The 18,743-nt window shown below is 47.7% G+C and carries 17 protein-coding genes; 11 read left to right on the top strand and 6 right to left on the bottom strand.

Annotated features, from left to right (window positions below):
- Nucleotides 1–60: 60 nt before the first annotated feature.
- The 3 genes from HPL003_RS05765 (at nucleotide 61) to HPL003_RS05755 (ending at nucleotide 3,799) form a co-directional block, all read left to right on the top strand.
- Nucleotides 61–2,355 carry a glycoside hydrolase family 2 protein gene (locus HPL003_RS05765; RefSeq protein WP_014278687.1) on the top strand — a complete coding sequence of 765 codons (2,295 nt, stop codon included), beginning with the start codon at nucleotides 61–63 and terminating at the stop codon, nucleotides 2,353–2,355.
- A gap of 240 nt (nucleotides 2,356–2,595) precedes the next feature.
- The gene (locus HPL003_RS05760) at nucleotides 2,596–2,883 is read left to right on the top strand and encodes a hypothetical protein (protein WP_014278686.1); all 288 of its coding nucleotides are present in this window, start codon (nucleotides 2,596–2,598) and stop codon (nucleotides 2,881–2,883) included.
- Between the two features lie 175 nt (nucleotides 2,884–3,058).
- Nucleotides 3,059–3,799 (top strand): Bax inhibitor-1/YccA family protein, encoded by a 741-nt coding sequence (locus HPL003_RS05755; protein WP_014278685.1) that lies wholly within the window; start codon nucleotides 3,059–3,061, stop codon nucleotides 3,797–3,799.
- A 199-nt stretch (nucleotides 3,800–3,998) separates the two neighbouring features.
- Here HPL003_RS05755 and HPL003_RS05750 read toward each other — a convergent pair whose 3' ends face one another.
- Nucleotides 3,999–5,417: a hypothetical protein gene (locus HPL003_RS05750; protein ID WP_014278684.1), complete on the bottom strand. Its 1,419-nt coding sequence runs from the start codon at nucleotides 5,415–5,417 to the stop codon at nucleotides 3,999–4,001.
- A gap of 246 nt (nucleotides 5,418–5,663) precedes the next feature.
- On the opposite strand from HPL003_RS05750, the gene gpmA reads away from it, so the two are divergent.
- Nucleotides 5,664–6,413, top strand: a complete 750-nt coding sequence (gene gpmA / locus HPL003_RS05745; protein WP_014278683.1) for a 2,3-diphosphoglycerate-dependent phosphoglycerate mutase — start codon at nucleotides 5,664–5,666, stop codon at nucleotides 6,411–6,413.
- A gap of 64 nt (nucleotides 6,414–6,477) precedes the next feature.
- On the opposite strand, the gene HPL003_RS05740 is transcribed toward gpmA, so the two are convergent.
- Nucleotides 6,478–7,968, bottom strand: coding sequence for an alpha-amylase (locus HPL003_RS05740; RefSeq protein ID WP_014278682.1), 1,491 nt, complete (start codon nucleotides 7,966–7,968; stop codon nucleotides 6,478–6,480).
- 260 nt (nucleotides 7,969–8,228) lie between these two features.
- Between HPL003_RS05740 and HPL003_RS05735 the strand changes: the two genes are divergently transcribed.
- The 4 genes from HPL003_RS05735 to HPL003_RS05720 all read left to right on the top strand — a co-directional run bounded on the left by HPL003_RS05735 (nucleotide 8,229) and on the right by HPL003_RS05720 (nucleotide 12,191).
- Entirely contained in the window at nucleotides 8,229–9,041 is an 813-nt protein-coding gene (locus HPL003_RS05735) for an HNH endonuclease (RefSeq protein ID WP_014278681.1), read from the top strand.
- A 508-nt stretch (nucleotides 9,042–9,549) separates the two neighbouring features.
- Complete coding sequence (locus HPL003_RS05730; RefSeq protein ID WP_014278680.1) at nucleotides 9,550–9,981, top strand: DUF1641 domain-containing protein; 432 nt, start codon at nucleotides 9,550–9,552, stop codon at nucleotides 9,979–9,981.
- A gap of 27 nt (nucleotides 9,982–10,008) precedes the next feature.
- Nucleotides 10,009–11,190 carry an NAD(P)/FAD-dependent oxidoreductase gene (locus HPL003_RS05725; RefSeq protein WP_014278679.1) on the top strand — a complete coding sequence of 394 codons (1,182 nt, stop codon included), beginning with the start codon at nucleotides 10,009–10,011 and terminating at the stop codon, nucleotides 11,188–11,190.
- A 197-nt stretch (nucleotides 11,191–11,387) separates the two neighbouring features.
- Nucleotides 11,388–12,191, top strand: a complete 804-nt coding sequence (locus HPL003_RS05720) for a copper amine oxidase N-terminal domain-containing protein (RefSeq protein ID WP_014278678.1) — start codon at nucleotides 11,388–11,390, stop codon at nucleotides 12,189–12,191.
- 74 nt (nucleotides 12,192–12,265) lie between these two features.
- Here HPL003_RS05720 and HPL003_RS05715 read toward each other — a convergent pair whose 3' ends face one another.
- Nucleotides 12,266–13,309: a stalk domain-containing protein gene (locus HPL003_RS05715; protein WP_014278677.1), complete on the bottom strand. Its 1,044-nt coding sequence runs from the start codon at nucleotides 13,307–13,309 to the stop codon at nucleotides 12,266–12,268.
- Nucleotides 13,310–13,680: 371 nt separating this feature from the next.
- On the opposite strand from HPL003_RS05715, the gene HPL003_RS05710 reads away from it, so the two are divergent.
- The 3 genes from HPL003_RS05710 (at nucleotide 13,681) to HPL003_RS05700 (ending at nucleotide 14,788) form a co-directional block, all read left to right on the top strand.
- Nucleotides 13,681–14,196 (top strand): DUF2179 domain-containing protein, encoded by a 516-nt coding sequence (locus HPL003_RS05710; RefSeq protein WP_014278676.1) that lies wholly within the window; start codon nucleotides 13,681–13,683, stop codon nucleotides 14,194–14,196.
- A gap of 73 nt (nucleotides 14,197–14,269) precedes the next feature.
- Nucleotides 14,270–14,470: a cold-shock protein gene (locus tag HPL003_RS05705; protein ID WP_014278675.1), complete on the top strand. Its 201-nt coding sequence runs from the start codon at nucleotides 14,270–14,272 to the stop codon at nucleotides 14,468–14,470.
- Between the two features lie 105 nt (nucleotides 14,471–14,575).
- On the top strand, nucleotides 14,576–14,788 hold the full coding sequence (locus tag HPL003_RS05700) for a cold-shock protein (protein ID WP_014278674.1): 213 nt from the start codon (nucleotides 14,576–14,578) through the stop codon (nucleotides 14,786–14,788).
- 134 nt (nucleotides 14,789–14,922) lie between these two features.
- Here HPL003_RS05700 and HPL003_RS05695 read toward each other — a convergent pair whose 3' ends face one another.
- The 3 genes from HPL003_RS05695 to HPL003_RS05685 form a co-directional block, all read right to left on the bottom strand.
- Nucleotides 14,923–15,936 carry a LacI family DNA-binding transcriptional regulator gene (locus HPL003_RS05695; RefSeq protein ID WP_014278673.1) on the bottom strand — a complete coding sequence of 338 codons (1,014 nt, stop codon included), beginning with the start codon at nucleotides 15,934–15,936 and terminating at the stop codon, nucleotides 14,923–14,925.
- 176 nt (nucleotides 15,937–16,112) lie between these two features.
- Nucleotides 16,113–17,303 carry a glycoside hydrolase family 130 protein gene (locus HPL003_RS05690; RefSeq protein WP_014278672.1) on the bottom strand — a complete coding sequence of 397 codons (1,191 nt, stop codon included), beginning with the start codon at nucleotides 17,301–17,303 and terminating at the stop codon, nucleotides 16,113–16,115.
- On the bottom strand, nucleotides 17,300–18,475 hold the full coding sequence (locus HPL003_RS05685) for an AGE family epimerase/isomerase (protein ID WP_014278671.1): 1,176 nt from the start codon (nucleotides 18,473–18,475) through the stop codon (nucleotides 17,300–17,302). Before HPL003_RS05685 ends, HPL003_RS05690 begins: the two co-directional genes overlap by 4 nt.
- Between the last annotated feature and the right edge of the window lie 268 nt (nucleotides 18,476–18,743).

Here is an 18,743-nt window from a genome sequence, read left to right as displayed (position 1 = left end):
TTTTTACTTAAATATCTTACTATGGAATCAGATTGAAAAAAAAGGTTGAGGTGACTGCCCATGCGTACCATTTTGCCGTTGAATGACCAGTGGTTTTACCGTCCTGAATATGTTGAGAGCGAAATAAGCACAGGAATTGATGCGAGTCGGTATGAGCCCATTCTGTTGCCGCACACCAATGTAGAGCTGCCGTATAACTATTTTGACGACAAGGCGTTTCAGTTTGTTTCCACGTATAAAAGGGAATTGGACATTCCGGCGGATGCCAAGGGGAAACGGGTGTATGTCGATTTTGAAGGGGTCATGACTTATGCGGAGGTATATCTGAACGGGGTAAAAGCGGGGGAACATAAAGGTGGCTACACGCCGTTCAGTATTGAACTGACCGGAGTTGCGGAGTATGGTGGCTCCAACGTGCTAACGGTCATTGTCGATTCCACGGAACGGGACGATATCCCTCCTTTTGGGGCAGTCATTGACTATCTGACCTACGGCGGTATTTACCGCGAAGTGCAGCTGCGCATTGTCGAGCCTGTGCATCTCGGCACGGTATTCGTCCAGACACCGGAGCCACTTGCGGCAAGCAAGGCAGTACGCGTGGTTGTGGAGCTGGAGGGGATTGGTGATCAAGGAAACGATTTGACGGTCGCCCTGCGACTGCTGGACGGAGCGAGCGTGAAGGCGGAGACCGGGCCGACAGCCGTGGCGGCAGCGGAGGTGACGCTGGAGCTGAAAGAGCTGGGCAGTCTACAGCTTTGGGATATAGATGATCCCAAGCTGTATGAAGCAGAGCTGACGCTGCTAAGAGACGGGAAACAGCTGGATCGGTTGAATGTGCGCTTTGGCTTCCGCGAAGCCGAATTCCAGCCGGACGGGTTTTACCTAAACGGGCGAAAGATCAAGCTGCTCGGCTTGAACCGCCATCAGTCTTACCCGTATGTCGGCTATGCAATGCCGAAAAGAGCGCAGCGGCGTGATGCCGATGTACTCAAAGAGGAATTGGGTCTGAACATGGTGCGGACATCGCATTACCCGCAGTCCCGTCATTTTCTGGACCGTTGCGATGAGATCGGATTGCTCGTTTTTGAGGAAATTCCGGGCTGGCAGCATATTGGCGGCGAAGCGTGGAAGGAGCAGGCGGTAAGGGACGTGGAGGACATGATTATCCGTGATCGCAATCATCCGTCTATCGTGATCTGGGGCGTACGGATTAATGAATCGCAGGATGATCATGAGCTGTACGCACATACCAATGAGCTTGCACGCAAGCTTGATCCAACCCGTGCAACTGGTGGCGTGCGCTATATTGTAGGCAGCGAGCTGCTGGAAGATGTGTATACGATGAACGATTTCGTTCATGACGGCGGGCATAAAAAATATTTGGCGAAGGAAATTCGCAATTTCGATACGTACGACGATACAGAAGGCGTAGATGGCGAAACGACAGGCTTGCGTCAGCCTTCCCTCGTCACGAAGCTGGATCACCCAGTCCCTTATCTGGTGACGGAATATAACGGGCATATGTATCCGACCAAACGTTTTGATCAGGAGGAACGGGTAATGGAGCATGCGCTGCGCCATACGCGGGTGCAGAACGCTTCCTATGCCGATGAAGGTATTGCTGGTGCGATTGGCTGGTGCGCTTTTGACTACAATACCCACGCGGATTTTGGCTCTGGCGATAAAATTTGCTATCACGGTGTCATGGATATGTTCCGTTTCCCCAAATTCGCAGCGAGCGTGTACCGCAGCCAGAAGCGTGTCGAGCAGGAAATTGTGATGGAACCGGTCACTTATTGGTCCCGTGGCGAACGAAACATCGGGGGCATCGTGCCGCTGGTTGTGTTCACCAATTGTGATGAGGTGGAATTCATTTATGGTGACGAGCGCAAGGGGGTCTATCGTCCGAATCAAGAGAAATACCCGGCGCTTCCGCATCCTCCCGTCGTTATCGACGAGTTGACAGGCTACTGGGGCATGAAGTGGGAAGATGCGATGTTCATCGGGTATGTGGACGGTCAAGAAGTGATTCGCAGACGCTACTCTCGTAATCCGGTGCTGACGGAGCTGCAGGTGACCGCAGACGATGCCGTGCTGGAGGCGGGCGATTGGGACGTGACCAGAGTTGTAGTGGACGCTTTGGACGAATACGGCAACGTCTTGCCGTTCTATGCTGATCCAGTTTCGGTGGAGGTCGAGGGAGCGGGTGAATTAATCGGTCCGTCCAGCCTATCGCTAATTGGTGGGCGTATTGCGTTCTGGATTCGTACGAAGGGTGAGGCTGGCAATATCCGTGTGAAGGTTTCCACGCCATCTCGTTTTAGTCCGCAGGAAGTGAGTATTCATGTGCAGTAGAGTTAAAATGAAGAACATTTAACGTTATATTATGATGTAGATTATTTCTTCGTTTATTTAAGAAGGGGATGTCCGATCAGATTCTGCAAAGGATCTGAGAAGGCAACCCTTTTTTGGTTTGTGTATAGGGATATTAATCTATGAATCTGTTAATTTGTGTATTATTGCTGAGTCAGTTGACGTTGCATTGATAGATTGAAAGCATAGAATACACTATCAAGCACAAGGGAGGTGAAAACTATGGCGATTCTTTTACCTCAACAAAACTTCACTATTGCGGCTAGTATCGGTAAATCATATTATGAAAATTTACGCGGTGGCGCGAATGCAGCAATAACCGTTAATAATAACGGTCCCTCTCCGATCGATCTTGTCGTTACTCGCGTCAATGCACCTGTCATCACGTATACGATCCCTGCATTTACTAGCCTTACTCTGGAAGTTGCCTTATTGCTGGTAGCTGGTCTGTTGACTAGTGCAGCCGGAGCCACATTTGGTACGATCCAGATTGCGACGGCTGATCTTTAATTCGGCATGATCTGACCCTCTATCCCTAACTTTACCACGAGGTAAGGTTAGGTTCTTTTTTTGTTTTGAAAATTTTCTGAAACTTTTTTCAGGTTGTGCCGATATATACATATACAGCACAAAGATTCGACAGGCCAAACTTAGAAATTAACACATTTGAAAAGGAGCATCCTGAATGAGCTTAAGCAATCCGGTTTTACGTGATGACATTTTTTTGCGAGAAGATGAAAGAGAAGCTAGTGAACAACGCATGACCATTGGAGGAACGGTAAATAAAACGTTGCTTCTACTTGTTTTGCTTATCGTTTCTGGCAGTATCACCTGGTATATGAATGACCAGGGGATCATAGAGGTGCTATCCTTGATGACCGCAGGTTTATTCGGTATGGCCGGCATGGCCCTTGCGATATTCTTTTTTCCAAAAACAGCTCCACTTCTTTCGCCAATCTATGCGATTTTCAGTGGCTTTGCTTTGGGCGGTATTTCAGCTTATATGGAGTATGAATACCCCGGCATTGTGGCCAATGCCATTATGCTGACCATGGGTATCTTGTTCATGATGCTCTTTTTATATACACAGCGAATTATCAAGGTGACACAGGGCTTTATATCTTTCGTTGTTTTGTGCACGTTGGCAATCGCTCTGGTAACGCTGGTGGACTTTATTTTGAATTTATTCGGTTTGAATGTTCCCTATATCCATGAGACAGGCTGGCTTGGTATCGGTATCAGTCTGTTTATCGTTGTGATTGCGGCTTTGAATCTGCTGGTGGATTTTAATTTTATTGAGGAGCAGACCGAGCAAGGAGCGCCCAAATATATGGAATGGTACGGCGCTTTTGGATTACTCTTGACTTTAGTGTGGCTGTATGTACGGATTCTGGATCTATTGGCCAAGTTTAGCAAGGAGGACTAAGTGTCTGCGATTCATTTCCATCATGTGATCCCCTTGTCAAAGGGGTAGAGAAAGGGACGGCATTCAGCCGTCCCTTTCTGCATGTCAGCGAGGATTTCCCTTCATCTGATTCTATTAAGCTCCTCCATGTTGTACAAGAGGTTGGATGCCCTGATCATGATTACTTAACTGCGCAGGTACCGTCAGTATCAACAGAAAGCTAGCTGCAACACCCAGCAGTGCTATTTTTCTTAACATTATTTAACCACGCCTTTTCAATAAATTTCGAAAACTCTACCTTTATTTCATCCGCTGCGTAGGCTTTAAAATGGTCGAATAATCCCAAACAGTTTATAAAGTAGGTTTCATTCTTTAGTGTAATCGCTTTTAGCGTAGCAGACTTCAAGTGTTTAAAGCCATCACTATACATTCCTTTATACAAATAGTAATAAGATAATTCATAACCAAAATATGCAAGATAATCGGGAAGGACCTTTCGAGTGTACATGTCAGTAGATATAGGGAGTTGAGCAAAAGAATTAATGTCCACTTCAAAATGCGAGAGAGCATGATCCACATCTATTGCATATCGGTTGGCCGCTATCATAATGTTCAAAAGTTGGACAATTCTATCTTCCTCAGTTGTATCTGACGATGCAGCAATATATTTAACATAATCGTGCAGCGCACTTATATCTCCAGATAAAAGCTTATTCACCATAGTATTAGCTTGTGCCCAATGCTTAAATAAGTTGACCCAGTATAGAGTATCCTCGTCCGTCTCTACGACCCAATCTAAATCGGAGTAGGCGTATGTCAATTGTAGAGCCTGCTCATAATCACCCTGAGTCTCGCGAGAGTCGGCACATAGTAAATCAGCATAGGCAATGTACACAAACATGGGACGACTTAGTTTCTTTCCCGGTTCCTCACTCTTCCGCTTCTTCTGCTGATGTTTTAAAGTATATTGGATTTGCGCCTTCTCTTTCATTTTAAGAGCTGTTTCGTACAACATGTCCCATTCTTGTAACGAACGATACACATTCGCCAAATCTTTCAGCGCATCCAGTTGCTCTATTTCATCCAGACGTTCAATAAAGATTTCAAATCGCGTAGCGGCCTTAAGATTTTGCTCCTTATCATCTCCAATCTGAATCGTAAACAGACGATACTGACAGATCGCCAGACGCTCGGAATGCTGATACTTCTCCGCTTCGGCAACTCCTTTATAGAGGGGCAATGCAGCAGCATGTCGATCTTGTGCAAATAAATTTTCCGCCAGCTCAAATAATCTCGGGGAGTACAGCAGGTTATCCATGATATGCCCAACGACACGTTTAATCGCTTCCAACTTATCCAGCTCCGCACAACGATACAACATAGGCTCGATTCGGCGCCAATTCGGAGCACGGTCAATGATGTAATGTTCTATGTATCGTTCGTAAAAATGCCCCCTCGGTAATCCCATGGCTAAGGTGACTCGATCAAGTTGTTCTACAGAAACTGGTTGATGCCGATTAATCCAATTACTAAGCGTTCTTAGAAAAACGCCCGAAAGTTCAGCAAATTGTACCAGCGGCAATTCATGTTGTTGTAAATAGTTTTCTAATTCCGCCAAGATCGTAGGTGTATGTTCCAAATCATAACCACCCTTCACACAAAAAATCCAATTTTTATGATTTCACCCCCAATTATTGTCCAAAAATTAACATGTGTCAATGCGATTTTTTTCAGGATAGGAATGGTTTAATTATGTTTTAATTCAAATTTATGTTTATATAATGAAAGGTATTCTCCTTCTTTGACCTGATTTTTAACTAATCGACAGGTTTACTACGTTAAAAACATGGAAGTTGGGTAAACCATAAGTAAAGGAGTGGGGCCTATGTATCAAGTGGTGCTGGTGAGGCATGGAGAAAGCGTATATAACCGTCAAAATCTGTTCACAGGCTGGACGGATGTGGACCTGACCGAGCAGGGAACCCATGAAGCCATAGAGGCGGGCCGTATTCTCAAGGAGGCCGGGTATACGTTTGATCTGGCGTTCGCTTCGGTGCTAAAACGATCCATTCGTACGCTGTATCACATTTTGGACGAGCTGGATGATTTGTGGATACCCGTGCAGAAGTCGTGGAAACTGAACGAACGCCATTATGGTGCTCTTCAGGGACTCAGCAAGCTGGATTCTGCCGTCCAATACGGCGAGGAGCAGGTTCATATCTGGCGGCGCAGCCTGACGGTGCGGCCTCCTATGCTGGATGAACAGGATGAACGCAGTCCTCACAGGGAGGAACGATACCGTAACATTAAGCCGGAGGAGCTACCGCTTGGGGAAAGTTTGGAGGATACCGTGCATCGGGTCGGTGAGTTTTGGAAGCAGCGGATTGTACCCTTGGTGCAAAAAAAGGAACGGGTCATTATTTCCGCGCATGGCAACACCCTGCGGGCATTGATCAAGTATATGGAGAATTTGGACGAAACCGCCCTGCTGGATTTGAATATCCCGACAGGCATTCCGCTGGTATACGAGCTGGACGAGCATATAGATCCCATTCGGCGCTTCTATCTCGGTGATCCGAGTCATGTGGAGGCGAAAAAACAGGCCGTGGCTAACCAAGGCAAGGTGACGGAGTGATTTTCGATAAAAAAAGAGGGCAGGGCGCATCCTCGCATCCTGTCCTCTTTGGGTTGGGTATAGGTTAAGCGTCCACGTCGTCTGCTTCCGGGCTGTCATCCTCGGCGGGAAGCGCCCACACCGATACACTGCCGGCACGAACCGGGAATACGCCGTAGCCGTCCTGTTCAATCTGTACGATATGGTCGTGACGGCCCGTCAGATCGGTCCATTGCTCTCCTGCGCGTTGTTTTCCCACATACATACGCTTTTTTCCGTCGTCCGCGTTGGTGACCACCACGGCACAGCCGGAGCCTTTCAGTTCAGACGCGCCCTGACGAACCCATCCAATCGTATGGGGATCATCCAAGTAATCCTTTTGCTCACCATAGGCTTTATGATATCGGGCGTACAGGAGCGGATCCAGCTCGGCCTGCTTGCCTTTCACGGGCGTTTGCCCTTGAATGCCGTAGTAATCGCCGTAGAATACGCAGGGGTAACCGTCCTTGCGCAGCAAGATGAGCGCGTAGGCGCTGGGCTTAAACCAGTCCTCTACCCACGATTCCAGAGCTTCGTGGGGCTGGGAATCATGATTGTCGACAAAAGTAACGGAGTTCAGGGGATGAGTCTGGACTAGCGTATCCTCGAAAATGGTGCTTAAATTGAAATCCTTTCCACCCAAGGAAGCGCTATGTAGCTTGTAGTGGAGGGATACGTCAAACAGGTCGATTTTATAATCAATAGTGTCCAGAAATTTTTGACATGATTCCAGATCGGGTTTCCAAAACTCGCCGACCATATAAAAGTCCTGTCCGCGCTTTTTGATCATTTCCGTCGCGAACTCCCGTACAAATTCATGATTGATATGCTTGATTGCGTCCAGGCGAAACCCGTTGCATTGCAGGGTATCCACGAGCCATTTGCCCCAGCGGATCATCTCCTTGCGCACTTCCTGATGATTATAGTCAATATTGGCGAACATCAAATAATCATAATTGCCGAATTCATCATCTACATGCTCGCTCCAGCTTTTATTTTTGCCCAAAATACGATAAATTCCCGTTCGGTCCTGACTTGCATCGTAATCGGTTCCGTTAAAATGTTCAAAATTCCATTGAAATGTGGAATACTGGCCCTGACGACCGGGGAACGTAAATTTAGTCCAGCCTTCGATATCGAACGGCTCGGAAATGACCTCATTGCGGTTATCCGGGTTGACCTCGACGACCTTGAATACTTCGGTTTCATCCGCGCCAGCTTTATGGTTCATGACCAGATCGACATAGACGGTCACGCCGTGACGAACGCAGGCGGTAACTGCCTCCAAAAGGTCTTCTCTGGTACCGTATTTGGTGCGCACCGCACCCTTTTGATCAAATTCACCCAGATCGTAAAGGTCATAGACGCCGTACCCCGTATCCTCGGGGGATTGGCCCTTGGTGACAGGTGGAATCCATATCGCATCAATTCCTTTGGCCTTCAATTCCGGTGCCAGGCGGGCAAGTTTCTTCCAATGGGAGCCGTCAGCTTCGACGTTCCACTCGAAAAACTGCATCATCGTATGGTTCCTTTTCATCATGCGTCCCTCCTTCATATATAACAAGTTACCCACCAAACAAGGGGGGCTAAACGTCAGGCGGTCAATAAGCTGCCGAATGAAGAACAGGGATCGCTGTATAACGTATGCTAAATGGTTAAAATTTGTTATACCTTGAGGGTGTATATATTCGATGGCTAGAAAAGGGAACGTGAAAACGGTAGAATGAATTTAACTTAACAAAAGTTCGGGTTTCAGGTATTTAGTAAACGTGAGCAATGGGGAAAGGAGGGGCGGGCATGACGGAATCGCAGTCAATCAGGAATGAAGCGGGCGAACCGCTGATGAAAAAATGTACGTATTGTCAGGAGCTGAAGCCTTTAACGGAATTTCAGCGCAGAACCGGTCGCCGGGCGGGTCCTTATTCCCGGCGTGGTCCTTGCCGTTCCTGCCGGGGGGTAACGGCACAAGAACGTGCGGCTGCGTCCGCTCCTTCCACTGAGGGGACACAGCCTCTCTCGGCTTTCCTGGCATCGCATGGCGATGGGTATGAGGCAGTCGTGCAAAAAAGCATGGAGGCGCCCGCACAGCCTGACCTGCAGCCTCAGCCGCCCCGCAGGAAGCCAGTCACGGATAAAGCCCGCGAGCGTCATCGACAACGGGTTCGGCATTTGCTCAGCAGGCTGAAGCCGGCGGATACCAAGTCCCTGCGGCTCAACCGTAACGGTATGATTCGGCTAAGGGGCAAAACCGATCAGGGGAGACGTTGGCATCAGGAGATTGAATTTGAATTGGCGGTTACCCTGGTCAGAGAGCGCATGGCAGTGGTTGTTAATCCGTACACCATCCGCAGACTTTACAGCAATAAGGAATTCCGTCAATATGTGCTCAAGCGTGATCGCTATACCTGTTTTTTCTGCGGGGGTTACGGCGATACCATTGATCATTTGCTGCCCCGTGCCAAAGGGGGGCACACGACGCCTGTCAATTGTGTATGTGCTTGCAACGAATGCAATCAATTCAAGGCGGCCCGCGATGTCGATGAATTCATCGAATCTGGTGTGCCGTTGCCATCTCCTGATGATCCCGATGCTCCTGAGGACTCTTTATGAACGCAGGGCGCTTCTGAGGGTGTCGGTTTCCCGACCTTTAATACAGCTCTATATTGGCACTCCCGCGAATCAGACTTACCCTATCTTCTTATAGAATGACCCTTTTTTAACGGTGAATTTGGACAAAAATCGAGTTTATTCTAATTTTTATCTAAAATAACAAATAAAAATTTGCGGAATTTTGTGCAAATTTAAAATTTTTTTCGACGATTGTGTTGTAAACAGTGTAATATAGAGGTATAGGGTTCCGTTTCGACCTGTTATAGTCACGAAGAAGCGCTTCGTGAGATACTCCGCAGCAGTAACAATAACAGAATACCGTCCGAGCAATATACAATTGGCATCTGCGATGATCAGTCTTGCCCTTTAGGGTATAGGCCGGTTTAAGCTGTGCTTCTTGTATGTTTAAGGGCGCGAATTCATTGAACGTTGTATTGCTAGAGTTTATGATACAGGTTACGAGAAAGGGATGGACTTCTATTTTCACAGTAAAGGAGGACGTTCACGCATGTCTGAAAACCAACAAGAGGTGGCCGTAACACAAGAAGCTACCAAAGAGTCTCGGGATGTATTGGACCAATTGATGAAACCGGAGGTTCAGCAATCGCTGACCGTGCTGGTAGAAAATCTGCCCAAGTTGACTGAAATGGTTACTTTGATGACCGACGCTTATGATGTAGCCCGCAGTTTGTCGACTGACCCTGTCTTTATCGGCGATATGAAAAGCTCCATGGGGGAGTTTGTGAAGCCTGTTACAGAGTCGGCTAAAGGTTTGGCTTCTGCTGCCATTGAAGCTAACGACCGCGTACAAACTACAGACGGCAGTGTAGGTCTGTTTGGTCTGCTCAAAATGCTTAAAGATCCAAATGTACAAAAAACGCTGCGTTTCAGCCAGGCTTTCCTGGATATTCTGAATGAGCGCCAACGCGAAAGTAAATAATTACCTGATCAAGAACGGAGGATGGACATGTCGAAGCAAATTTTGATCTTGGGCGGCGGATACGGCGGCTTGCTGGCCGCTCTGACAGCACGCCAGCATCTGGACGCTAGCCAAGCAACCATTACAGTGGTAAACCGCTTTGCGTCGCACCAAATTATTACGGAGCTGCACCGTTTGGCGGCAGGTACAATTGCTGAGAAAGCTGTTGCGCTTCCTTTGGAGAAACTGCTGCGTAACAAAGAAATTATCCTGAAAGTGGATACTGTTTCGGAAATCAAACCGGATGATAAGAAAGTAACTCTGGCCAGTGGTGCTACGTTGAGCTATGACGCTCTCGTTATTTCCCTGGGCAGCGAAACGGCTTACTTTGGTATTCCGGGACTGCAAGAACACAGCTTCACGCTGAAATCAGTGGCAGAAGCGAATCGTATTCGCGCACATGTAGAAGCTCGTCTGGATGCTTACAAGCAATCCGGCAACAAAGCGGACGCTACAATCGTTATCGGTGGTGGCGGTCTGACGGGTGTCGAACTGGTGGGCGAATATGCTGACAAGCTGCCTGCAGTTTGCCGTGAAAAAGGCGTTAACTACGAAGATATTAACCTGTATTGCGTAGAAGCTGGACCATCTATTTTGGCAGGCTTCCCTCAACCACTGGTTGATCGTGCAGTAACAAGCCTTGAAAAACGTGGCGTTCAAATCGTAGCCGGTGTTCCAATTACGGAAATGAAAGCCGACGAAGTTCTGCTCAAAGACGGACGTTCGATCCAAACGAGCACACTGGTCTGGACAGGCGGCGTACAAGGTAACGCACTGGTTGGCGCATCCGGTATTGAAGTGAACCGTGGTCGTGCAACCGTGAATGGTGCCTTGCAATCGACTTCCCACGAAGACATCTTCCTGGCTGGTGACAGCGCAGTGGTGTTCCCGAGTGGGGGCGAGCGTCCATACCCTCCAACTGCACAGTTGGCTTGGCAAATGGGCGAGACGGTGGGTTATAACCTGTTTGCTTACTTTAACGGAGCAAATATGGAACAATTTACACCTGTATTCTCCGGTACGCTGGGCAGCTTGGGCAGAACAGACGCGATTGGTACTGTAGGCGCGAATGGCACCCAACTGAAAGGCGCTGTAGCGACTTTGATGAAGGAAGGCAGTAACATCCGTTACCTGTCCCACATTAAAGGACTTTTTGCATTGGCCTATTAATATTTTCTTACTTTTATATGCTGTATTCAAAGAGAGTGCAATTCTGTGCTCTCTTTTTGTTTTGCAGTTTAATCTATTATAAACCAGTATATGTAAAATACCATGTTTATTTTTGGATATATGTTGTAAATTATGGTTGATATGATATTTCTGTGGCGATACACTAGTAACGACGAATAATAACGAGGAGGGCATTTATGAAAATCAGGTTACTAATCTGCCTTATGATTTTAATGAGTTTGGGTGCTACAAACACGAATTGGGCATCAGCTCAAGCTCAAGGCCAAACACCGATACACCTCAAGGTCAATGAACATTACGTCTTATATACCTACCCTGCATCACCCTTTGTGGATAAAAAGAACAGACTGCTTATACCGCTCCAAGCGGCAGAGGATATACTGGGCGGTAAAGTAACTTACAATGCAACGAGCAAAACCGCCACTGTCGATCTGTTGGGCCGTAATGTAACGGTCACCATCGGATCACCCGAAATATCGGTTAACGGCGAGCCAGTGACAATGGATACAGTCCCTATCATGAAAAGCAATGCGATGTTTTTACCGGTATCCATTCTGTTGAAAGATACAGATGCGAAGATGGAGTGGGATCCTAAGCGCGAATTATTGTCACTAAAGCACGATAGCTTTAACGAAAGCACGGTTCTTATGAAATTTAAGGGACAAGACCTGGCTCAGGTCATAGATGTGAACGCATTTAATCTTACTTCCTTTGATTGGGATCGAAAAAAAGGCGTATTGGATATTTATGCTACGTATGAGAGCAGCTTATCACCCGACTTCAAGCAGATCGACTTTAATCCTCTGATTGTGTATAGCAAAGGGGGCCATAGTGTAAATCCTTACTCTAAATTCAATATGAATTATAAAGTTAACATAACCAGCCACGGTAATTTGATTTATACCCAAAATATCGATACGACCAATGCGGATAAAGATTATATAAAATATATTACTTCCGTAGGCAGATTGATTCAATAATGGAATTCATGATGTTTGTATATCACAAAAAGCGACAAAGGCTCGAAAGCCTTTGTCGCTTTTTTAAAATAATCTTAGAAGGTAATGATTTGGCTGCTGTTCCCTTTATTGCGTACGTATCCGATAACTCTGTCAATGGACTCTCTCTCTTTAAGCTGATAAATAACGCCATCTGTCAGGCTGGTTCTTTGAGTGCCAGAGAGTTTATTCCAGTCATCTGAAGTTACATACACTTCCACGGTAGCTTCACTGCTGTCGCCTCTCACGGTGAAATCAAGGTTGATGCCGGCGTAGCTGCCGTATCTATCGGACAAATTACGCTGGATCGTGCTTGTATCCAAAGATGAAGCTATTTTTTTAATCGTAACATCGCCTTTGCTGTTAGTTGTAAAGGTTGCTAGTTTATCCCTATTACTGGAGTTCTTCACTGTGCCTTCAACGTCGGCATCTTTGTACTCTTTCAAAATATCGTCCACGATGTCCTCCAAATAGCTTTTCTGTCTGCTACTGGATAGGTCTTCCCATCTGGATTTTGTCATTTCGATGGTCACGGTAATATCTTTTTTGTTGCCATCCAGCGTGATATCCGAGTTCGTGTTGTAGGTATCACTGTAATCCTTGTTCAACTGCTTTTGGAGATCCTTCAGGGAATCAGAGCTGTTTTTGCTTGCGTCATCTTTTAGTGTCTGATTGTCTTTTTGCAATTGAGCAATGGTAGCGTCTTTAGTCGTGTTCGCTGCTTTCGCAGTATTTAGCTCTTGAGTCAGTGTTGTAATCTGGTTGTTCAATGCTGTAACCGTAGATTGATCAATTGGAACGCCGTTGTCAGCAATAACTACGCGTTTGTTCGTGCCGTCCCATTCTACTTTTTTATCCAGAGCTGTACCTGCCAGACGAAGCGGGAGATAAGTCACGCCATCCAGCATAAATGGTTCTGTTTTTGCATCATAAGGAACTTCAGTTCCGTTGTAGATGATTTTGATATTGTTATAAACTGCTTGGATCGGCTTAGTCACTTGTGCGGCATATGTGGATTGGCTGAAAAGAGCCCCGGATATGGCCAAGGCGGATACGGCAGTGATGATGACAGGCTTTTTCATAGATTTCAATGATTTCATTCGTCGGTCTACCCCTTTATTTAAGAATTATAGCCTAGTTCATAGTCTAGAGTAACATTAATGCCTACAAAATCCAACACGTTTGGAGGGATATTAGCAGTTGTGCTTATATTGGTTAGACGCAACAGCAACAGTAAAAGTTGCCCTGTTTTCGTAAAATTTTTTTGAAAAGTCGTCAAACAAAACAAGTCAAACAAAACAAGCCCGTTGCACAAGACAGCGAAGCTTGATGGGGAAAAAGTGCGTCAAAGCTCATATCCAAAGCACGGAATTATTTGCCGTCCTTCAACATGCTGTAGTTAGTCTTTACCCGAGCGAGGGTATAATGATGGATACAGGCCAAATCAGAACGTGAAATGGGGAGTGGGCGTATGCTTAAAATTTTGTTATTTATTTTTATTATTCAAATTATTTACGTGTCTGCGTATACATTGCGTATGATTTTGACGCTGAAAGGACAGAAGTACGTTGCTGCGCTCATAAGCACTGTAGAAGTTACGATCTATGTGCTGGGCCTGAACATGGTGCTTAAGTATTTGGATCAGGTGGCAAGTCTCGCGGTTTACGCCATCGGCTATGCGCTTGGTGTTCTCATTGGAGCATGGATTGAGGAAAAAATAGCGCTCGGCTACGTAACCGTCAAGGTGATCAGCAATGAGGTCAACGGAGGTATCGCTAATGCGCTGCGTGACAAAGGGTACGGTGTTACAGCCTGGCTGGGCAGCGGGCGGGATGGAGATCGGCTGGTGATGGAAATTTTGGCTAAACGAAAAAATCAGAACAAGCTGTACCAATCCATTCTGGATATTGACCCAAAGGCCTTTGTTATTACAGTGGAGCCGAAGCAGTTTCATGGCGGTTTCTGGACCAAGGCGATCCGCAAATAAACATTTTGGAAAAATACGCATATTTTTCAGAGGATGGAGCATATTAATACCCGCACAGGAGGGAATTAACAATATGCCAACAGGAACAGTCAAATGGTTTAATGCAGATAAAGGCTTCGGCTTTATCGAGACAGAGGGCCAGGATATTTTTGTCCACTACAGCGCTATCGAGGGCGAAGGTTTCAAGACGCTGGACGAAGGCCAGCATGTGGAATTTAACGTGGTGGAAAGCCAGCGCGGGCCGCAGGCGGAGCATGTCACCAAGACCAGCTAAAAACGGTCAGGATGAGCTGGATCAGAGGAGCCTCTTTGCCGTTTCATCGGCGGGGCTCCCTTCTAATGTAGGGGATTACCCCATAAAACCGAGGGGGGAATGTAGATGTACAGACGCCAGGCTCCGGAGATTATCCCAGAGGAAGATACGGCGATTTGGTCATGTACCAACGAGGGTTGCAACGGCTGGATGCGAACGGATTTCACCTTTTTAAGTGAACCGGTTTGTCCGTTCTGCCAAGCCTCCATGGGACAGGAAACGCGGATGCTCCCGATTCTCAATCGAACAGGCAACTCTTTTGTGGCCCAACGCTCCTGAGTAAAGGCGAGTACGTTGACCACGTGTATAGAAATCTATGAATGTCAAAAGCCGCTCCAGCGACATGCTGAGCGGCTTTTGGTTGTGAAGCTTTGAGAATAGGGGCCAATTGTCCAAATACAGTCCACATTCGATCAGGGCCTCTCCAAACGCTGAACGGAATCACGATACACAATGTGACCCTGTACAAGGACCCGGCCAAAACGACTGCCGGGATGGCTTATTTTTTTCATCATCGATTCAATGGCAGTACGTGCCATCTGTTCAATATCGACTCCGACGGTGGTCAGCTGTGGAACAATAAGGGTGGCATATACATCGTTGTCGAAGCCAACCACAGAGCAATCTTCAGGCACGCGGTAGCCCAGAGCCATGAGCTTTTGCACCAGGTTGTACGCGACCTGGTCACAGTTGCATACGAAGGCGGTCGGCAGCGGCTGGGGCAGCTCCATATCAACGTATACACCTTCGTCGTCCCGGTCACTGAGCACCCACTCGTTACGTAGGGGCAGCCTGTGCTCCAGCAAGGATTTATAGTAGCCGAGGAAACGATCCTGAATGCTACTGGTGGAATAAAGATTACCCACATATGCAATATCCCGGTGTCCCTGGGCAATCAAATAGTTGGTCAGCTCGTAGGCTCCATAAAAATTATCGGTTACTACGGAGTCGATATCGGCATGCTCATCATAAAAATCAAGGAACATTTTGGGCAGATCCATGGACTGCACCAGCTCGATATATGGCTTACTCACTTGTCCCAGAAGAATGAAGCCATCCACCTTGCGGTCGTAATAGATACGTGGCAGATGAAGCTGTTCTTCGTCCTCGCGATGGAGGATGTGAAGAATGCCGTAGTAGCCGTATTGCTCAAGTTCCCGCGAAATTTGCTGATAGATGTGCAGATAAAACGATTGGCCGGGGCCGGTAAAACGCTCGGGAATGACAACACCAATGTTATAGGTGAGGCCCTCCTTCATGGACTTGGCAGCGGTATTGAAACGGTAGCCCATTTCGCCTGCAAGCGTCTTGATGCGCTCCTTTAGCTCATCGCTAACTCCATCCTTGTCATTGAGCGCCTTCGACACGGTCACGCTGCTAACCCCCAGCTTATCTGCGATATCCCGCATCGTTACGTTGCTCTTCATTTCCTGTTCCGCCTTCCAATTTAAAAAAGATCAACATCAGCAGCATAGCTGTCCTGTAAACATAAAGATTAGCAGCATAGCTACCCAGAGAACAACCATTAGCCTGCGGATAACAGTTGTTCTCTGGATAGTATACATGGTTCCGCAGGCAGGATAAAGCTTGCGGCTTATGTCCGCTACGAAGAATGGGCTTGTGCTTGCAATAGCGCTTCATTGCGCTGAATCAGCTCACGTCGGACAGCGGCGCTGCCGAGTGAACGAAGTGGGTCAGGCGGTGTGTTGAACGTGTAGTCCTCCAAGCGGGCAACGGTCGTTGTTGCCACGTGGATACGGGTATCACTGGAGGCGTAGTAAATAAAGACTTCATTGTGCTCGTTAACCACTGCTCCATTGCAAAAAATAACGTTCGAGACATCCCCGACGCGCTCTTCATCATAGGGGGCTATAAAATGCCCGCCGGGCTTGGCGATGACGCACGAAGGGTCCTCCAGGCTGGTGGCAAAGGTGTACAGCACATATCGCAAGCCAGCGGCGGTATTGCGTACGCCATGAGCGATATGAATCCAGCCGCGGCTGGTCTTGACCGGAGCGGGCCCTTGCCCGTTCTTGGCCTCGTACACCGTATGATAGCAGCGCTCGTCAATCACTGTTTCGCTCTCAATCACAGGCTGTGTAATATCCTCGCACAGACCGAAGGCAATGCCGCCGCCCGAGCCGGTGGAAATAAATCCGTCCTGCGGACGCGTGTAAAAGGCGTATTGGCCGTTCACGAATTCGGGGTGCAGGACAACGTTACGCTGTTGCGGAGATTGGGTGGAGATATTCGGTAGACGGGTCCATGTGCGAAGATCGCGGGTACGGACCAGTCCGGCCTGAGCGACGGCGCTGGAGGTGTCGTGCGCTGGTGCATCAGGGTCCTTTTTCTCCGAACAATAAATGCCGTAGATCCAGCCGTCCTCATGCTTCACCAGCCGCATATCGTACATATTCGTTTCGTCCGGGTCGATATCGTCCCATATTAATGGAGCATCGATGAACCGGAACTGGTCAATACCGTTATCGCTTTCGGCCAAGGCAAAAAACGATTTTCGATCCAGCCCCTCGGTGCGGGAAACCAGAATATATTTGCCCTCATGATAGATCGCGCCCGGGTTTAGCGCTGCATTCACGCCCAGACGCTCCATGAAAAACGGGTTCGTTTGTGCATTTAGATCAAACCGCCAGTGCAGCGGGACGTGGTGGCGTGTGAGTACAGGATAGCGGTAGCGTTCGTAGATGCCGTTGTAAAAGGTGGTGCTGACCTCATTCGGGCGTGTAATCAGTTCCTCTTGCTGCGCAAGCAGCTTATGGTATTGGGTATGAATCATTTCGTTCCCGTCCTTTCCAGCATTTCGATGCAAAATCGGCTGTTGTGATATGGGCATTTCCAAGGGCCTGCAATCTCTCTCGAATCAGGCTTGCCATCCGCTTGAACGGACCAAAACCATTCACCTCCGGGGCGTGAATCTACAATATACTGCCGAGTGTAGGCCCACAAATCCCGTACAATCTGTAAGAAACGTTCGTCCTGTGTGCGTTGATACGCATTGTAAAAGCCGACGATTCCTTCTGCCTGTACCCACCATATTCGCGAGGTGTCTACCCGATCGCCTTCCCGTTCGTTGATCAGTGAACCATCTGGCTGAACAGCACGCTCGGCTACCGCATGGGCGATATCCACCACCATGTCTACATATTCCGGGGGATGGTGCCCCAGTACGTTCATAGCTTCCTCAATCAGCCAACTGGCTTCAATGTCGTGGCCGTACGAGGTCAGGTCGAGCAGAGAGCGCCAGTCACTGTCGAAAAATACCCGCAACCGCCGGGCGGAAGCATCGTAAATACGGCTGTATAAAATGTCCAGTACATTCACCAGTGCATCTCGCACGCTTTCATCCGGCCATACGCGCAGCAACTGGGTATATGCTTCCAGAACATGAATATGGGTATTCATGGTGATATGCGCGGTAACCCCGTTTTCGCTGAGTAGCTCATTAGGCCGCGTGTTCCACATCCGGTCAAATTGTTCACCGTATGCCTGGCGGGTGCGATCATATCCTTTTTGCTCCAGCAGGTGAAACAGCTCCTTGGCTAGTGACAGGGCATCCGGGTCGCCCGTTGCCCGCGCATATTCGGATAAGGCATAAATGGCGAATGCCTGCGCATAGACGTGCTTGCACGTGTCCGCTGGACGGCCCGTGTGATCTGCCATCCAGTACATGCCTCCATATACCGGGTCTATCAGGTGCTCTTGCAGAAACAGGAAAGCGTGTCGTGCGGCATCCTTATAGATGCGTTCCCCGGTCACGCGGGCTGCCGCCGAGAATGACCAGAGTAACCGTGCAGTGGCAATCCCGCCCTTGTCCGCCTTCGTATGGATGTGCAGATCGACATCCACCTCACCATAAAATCCACCGTGCGCTTCATCCTTCAACCTTAGCCAGAACGGGAGTATATGATCCTTCCATTCCTGTCTGATCTCATGTAGCAACGTGTCCAAGAGGCACAATCCTCCTTTGTAAATTTTATTAGGTTATCGTTAACTTTATTTAAAATCATAATCACGTATTCTAAAGCTGTCAACTCTCCTGATCAGTAACAGTTACCTCAAGGCTAATGGTTATGAATCAGGGCAGCTGTGCTGCCGTGTTTTGTCCTAATTATCACTTTATAAATAGCATATTGTCATTTTAAATACATTCGAAAAATAATAAAATTGACATAGTAAGCGTTATCATAATAAAATGATTTTGTTAGTTTAACGATAA

The sequence above is a fragment of the Paenibacillus terrae HPL-003 genome, assembly GCF_000235585.1.
GTDB classification, from domain to species: Bacteria; Bacillota; Bacilli; order Paenibacillales; family Paenibacillaceae; genus Paenibacillus; species Paenibacillus terrae_B.
This window is presented reverse-complemented; position numbering and strand designations above follow the sequence as displayed.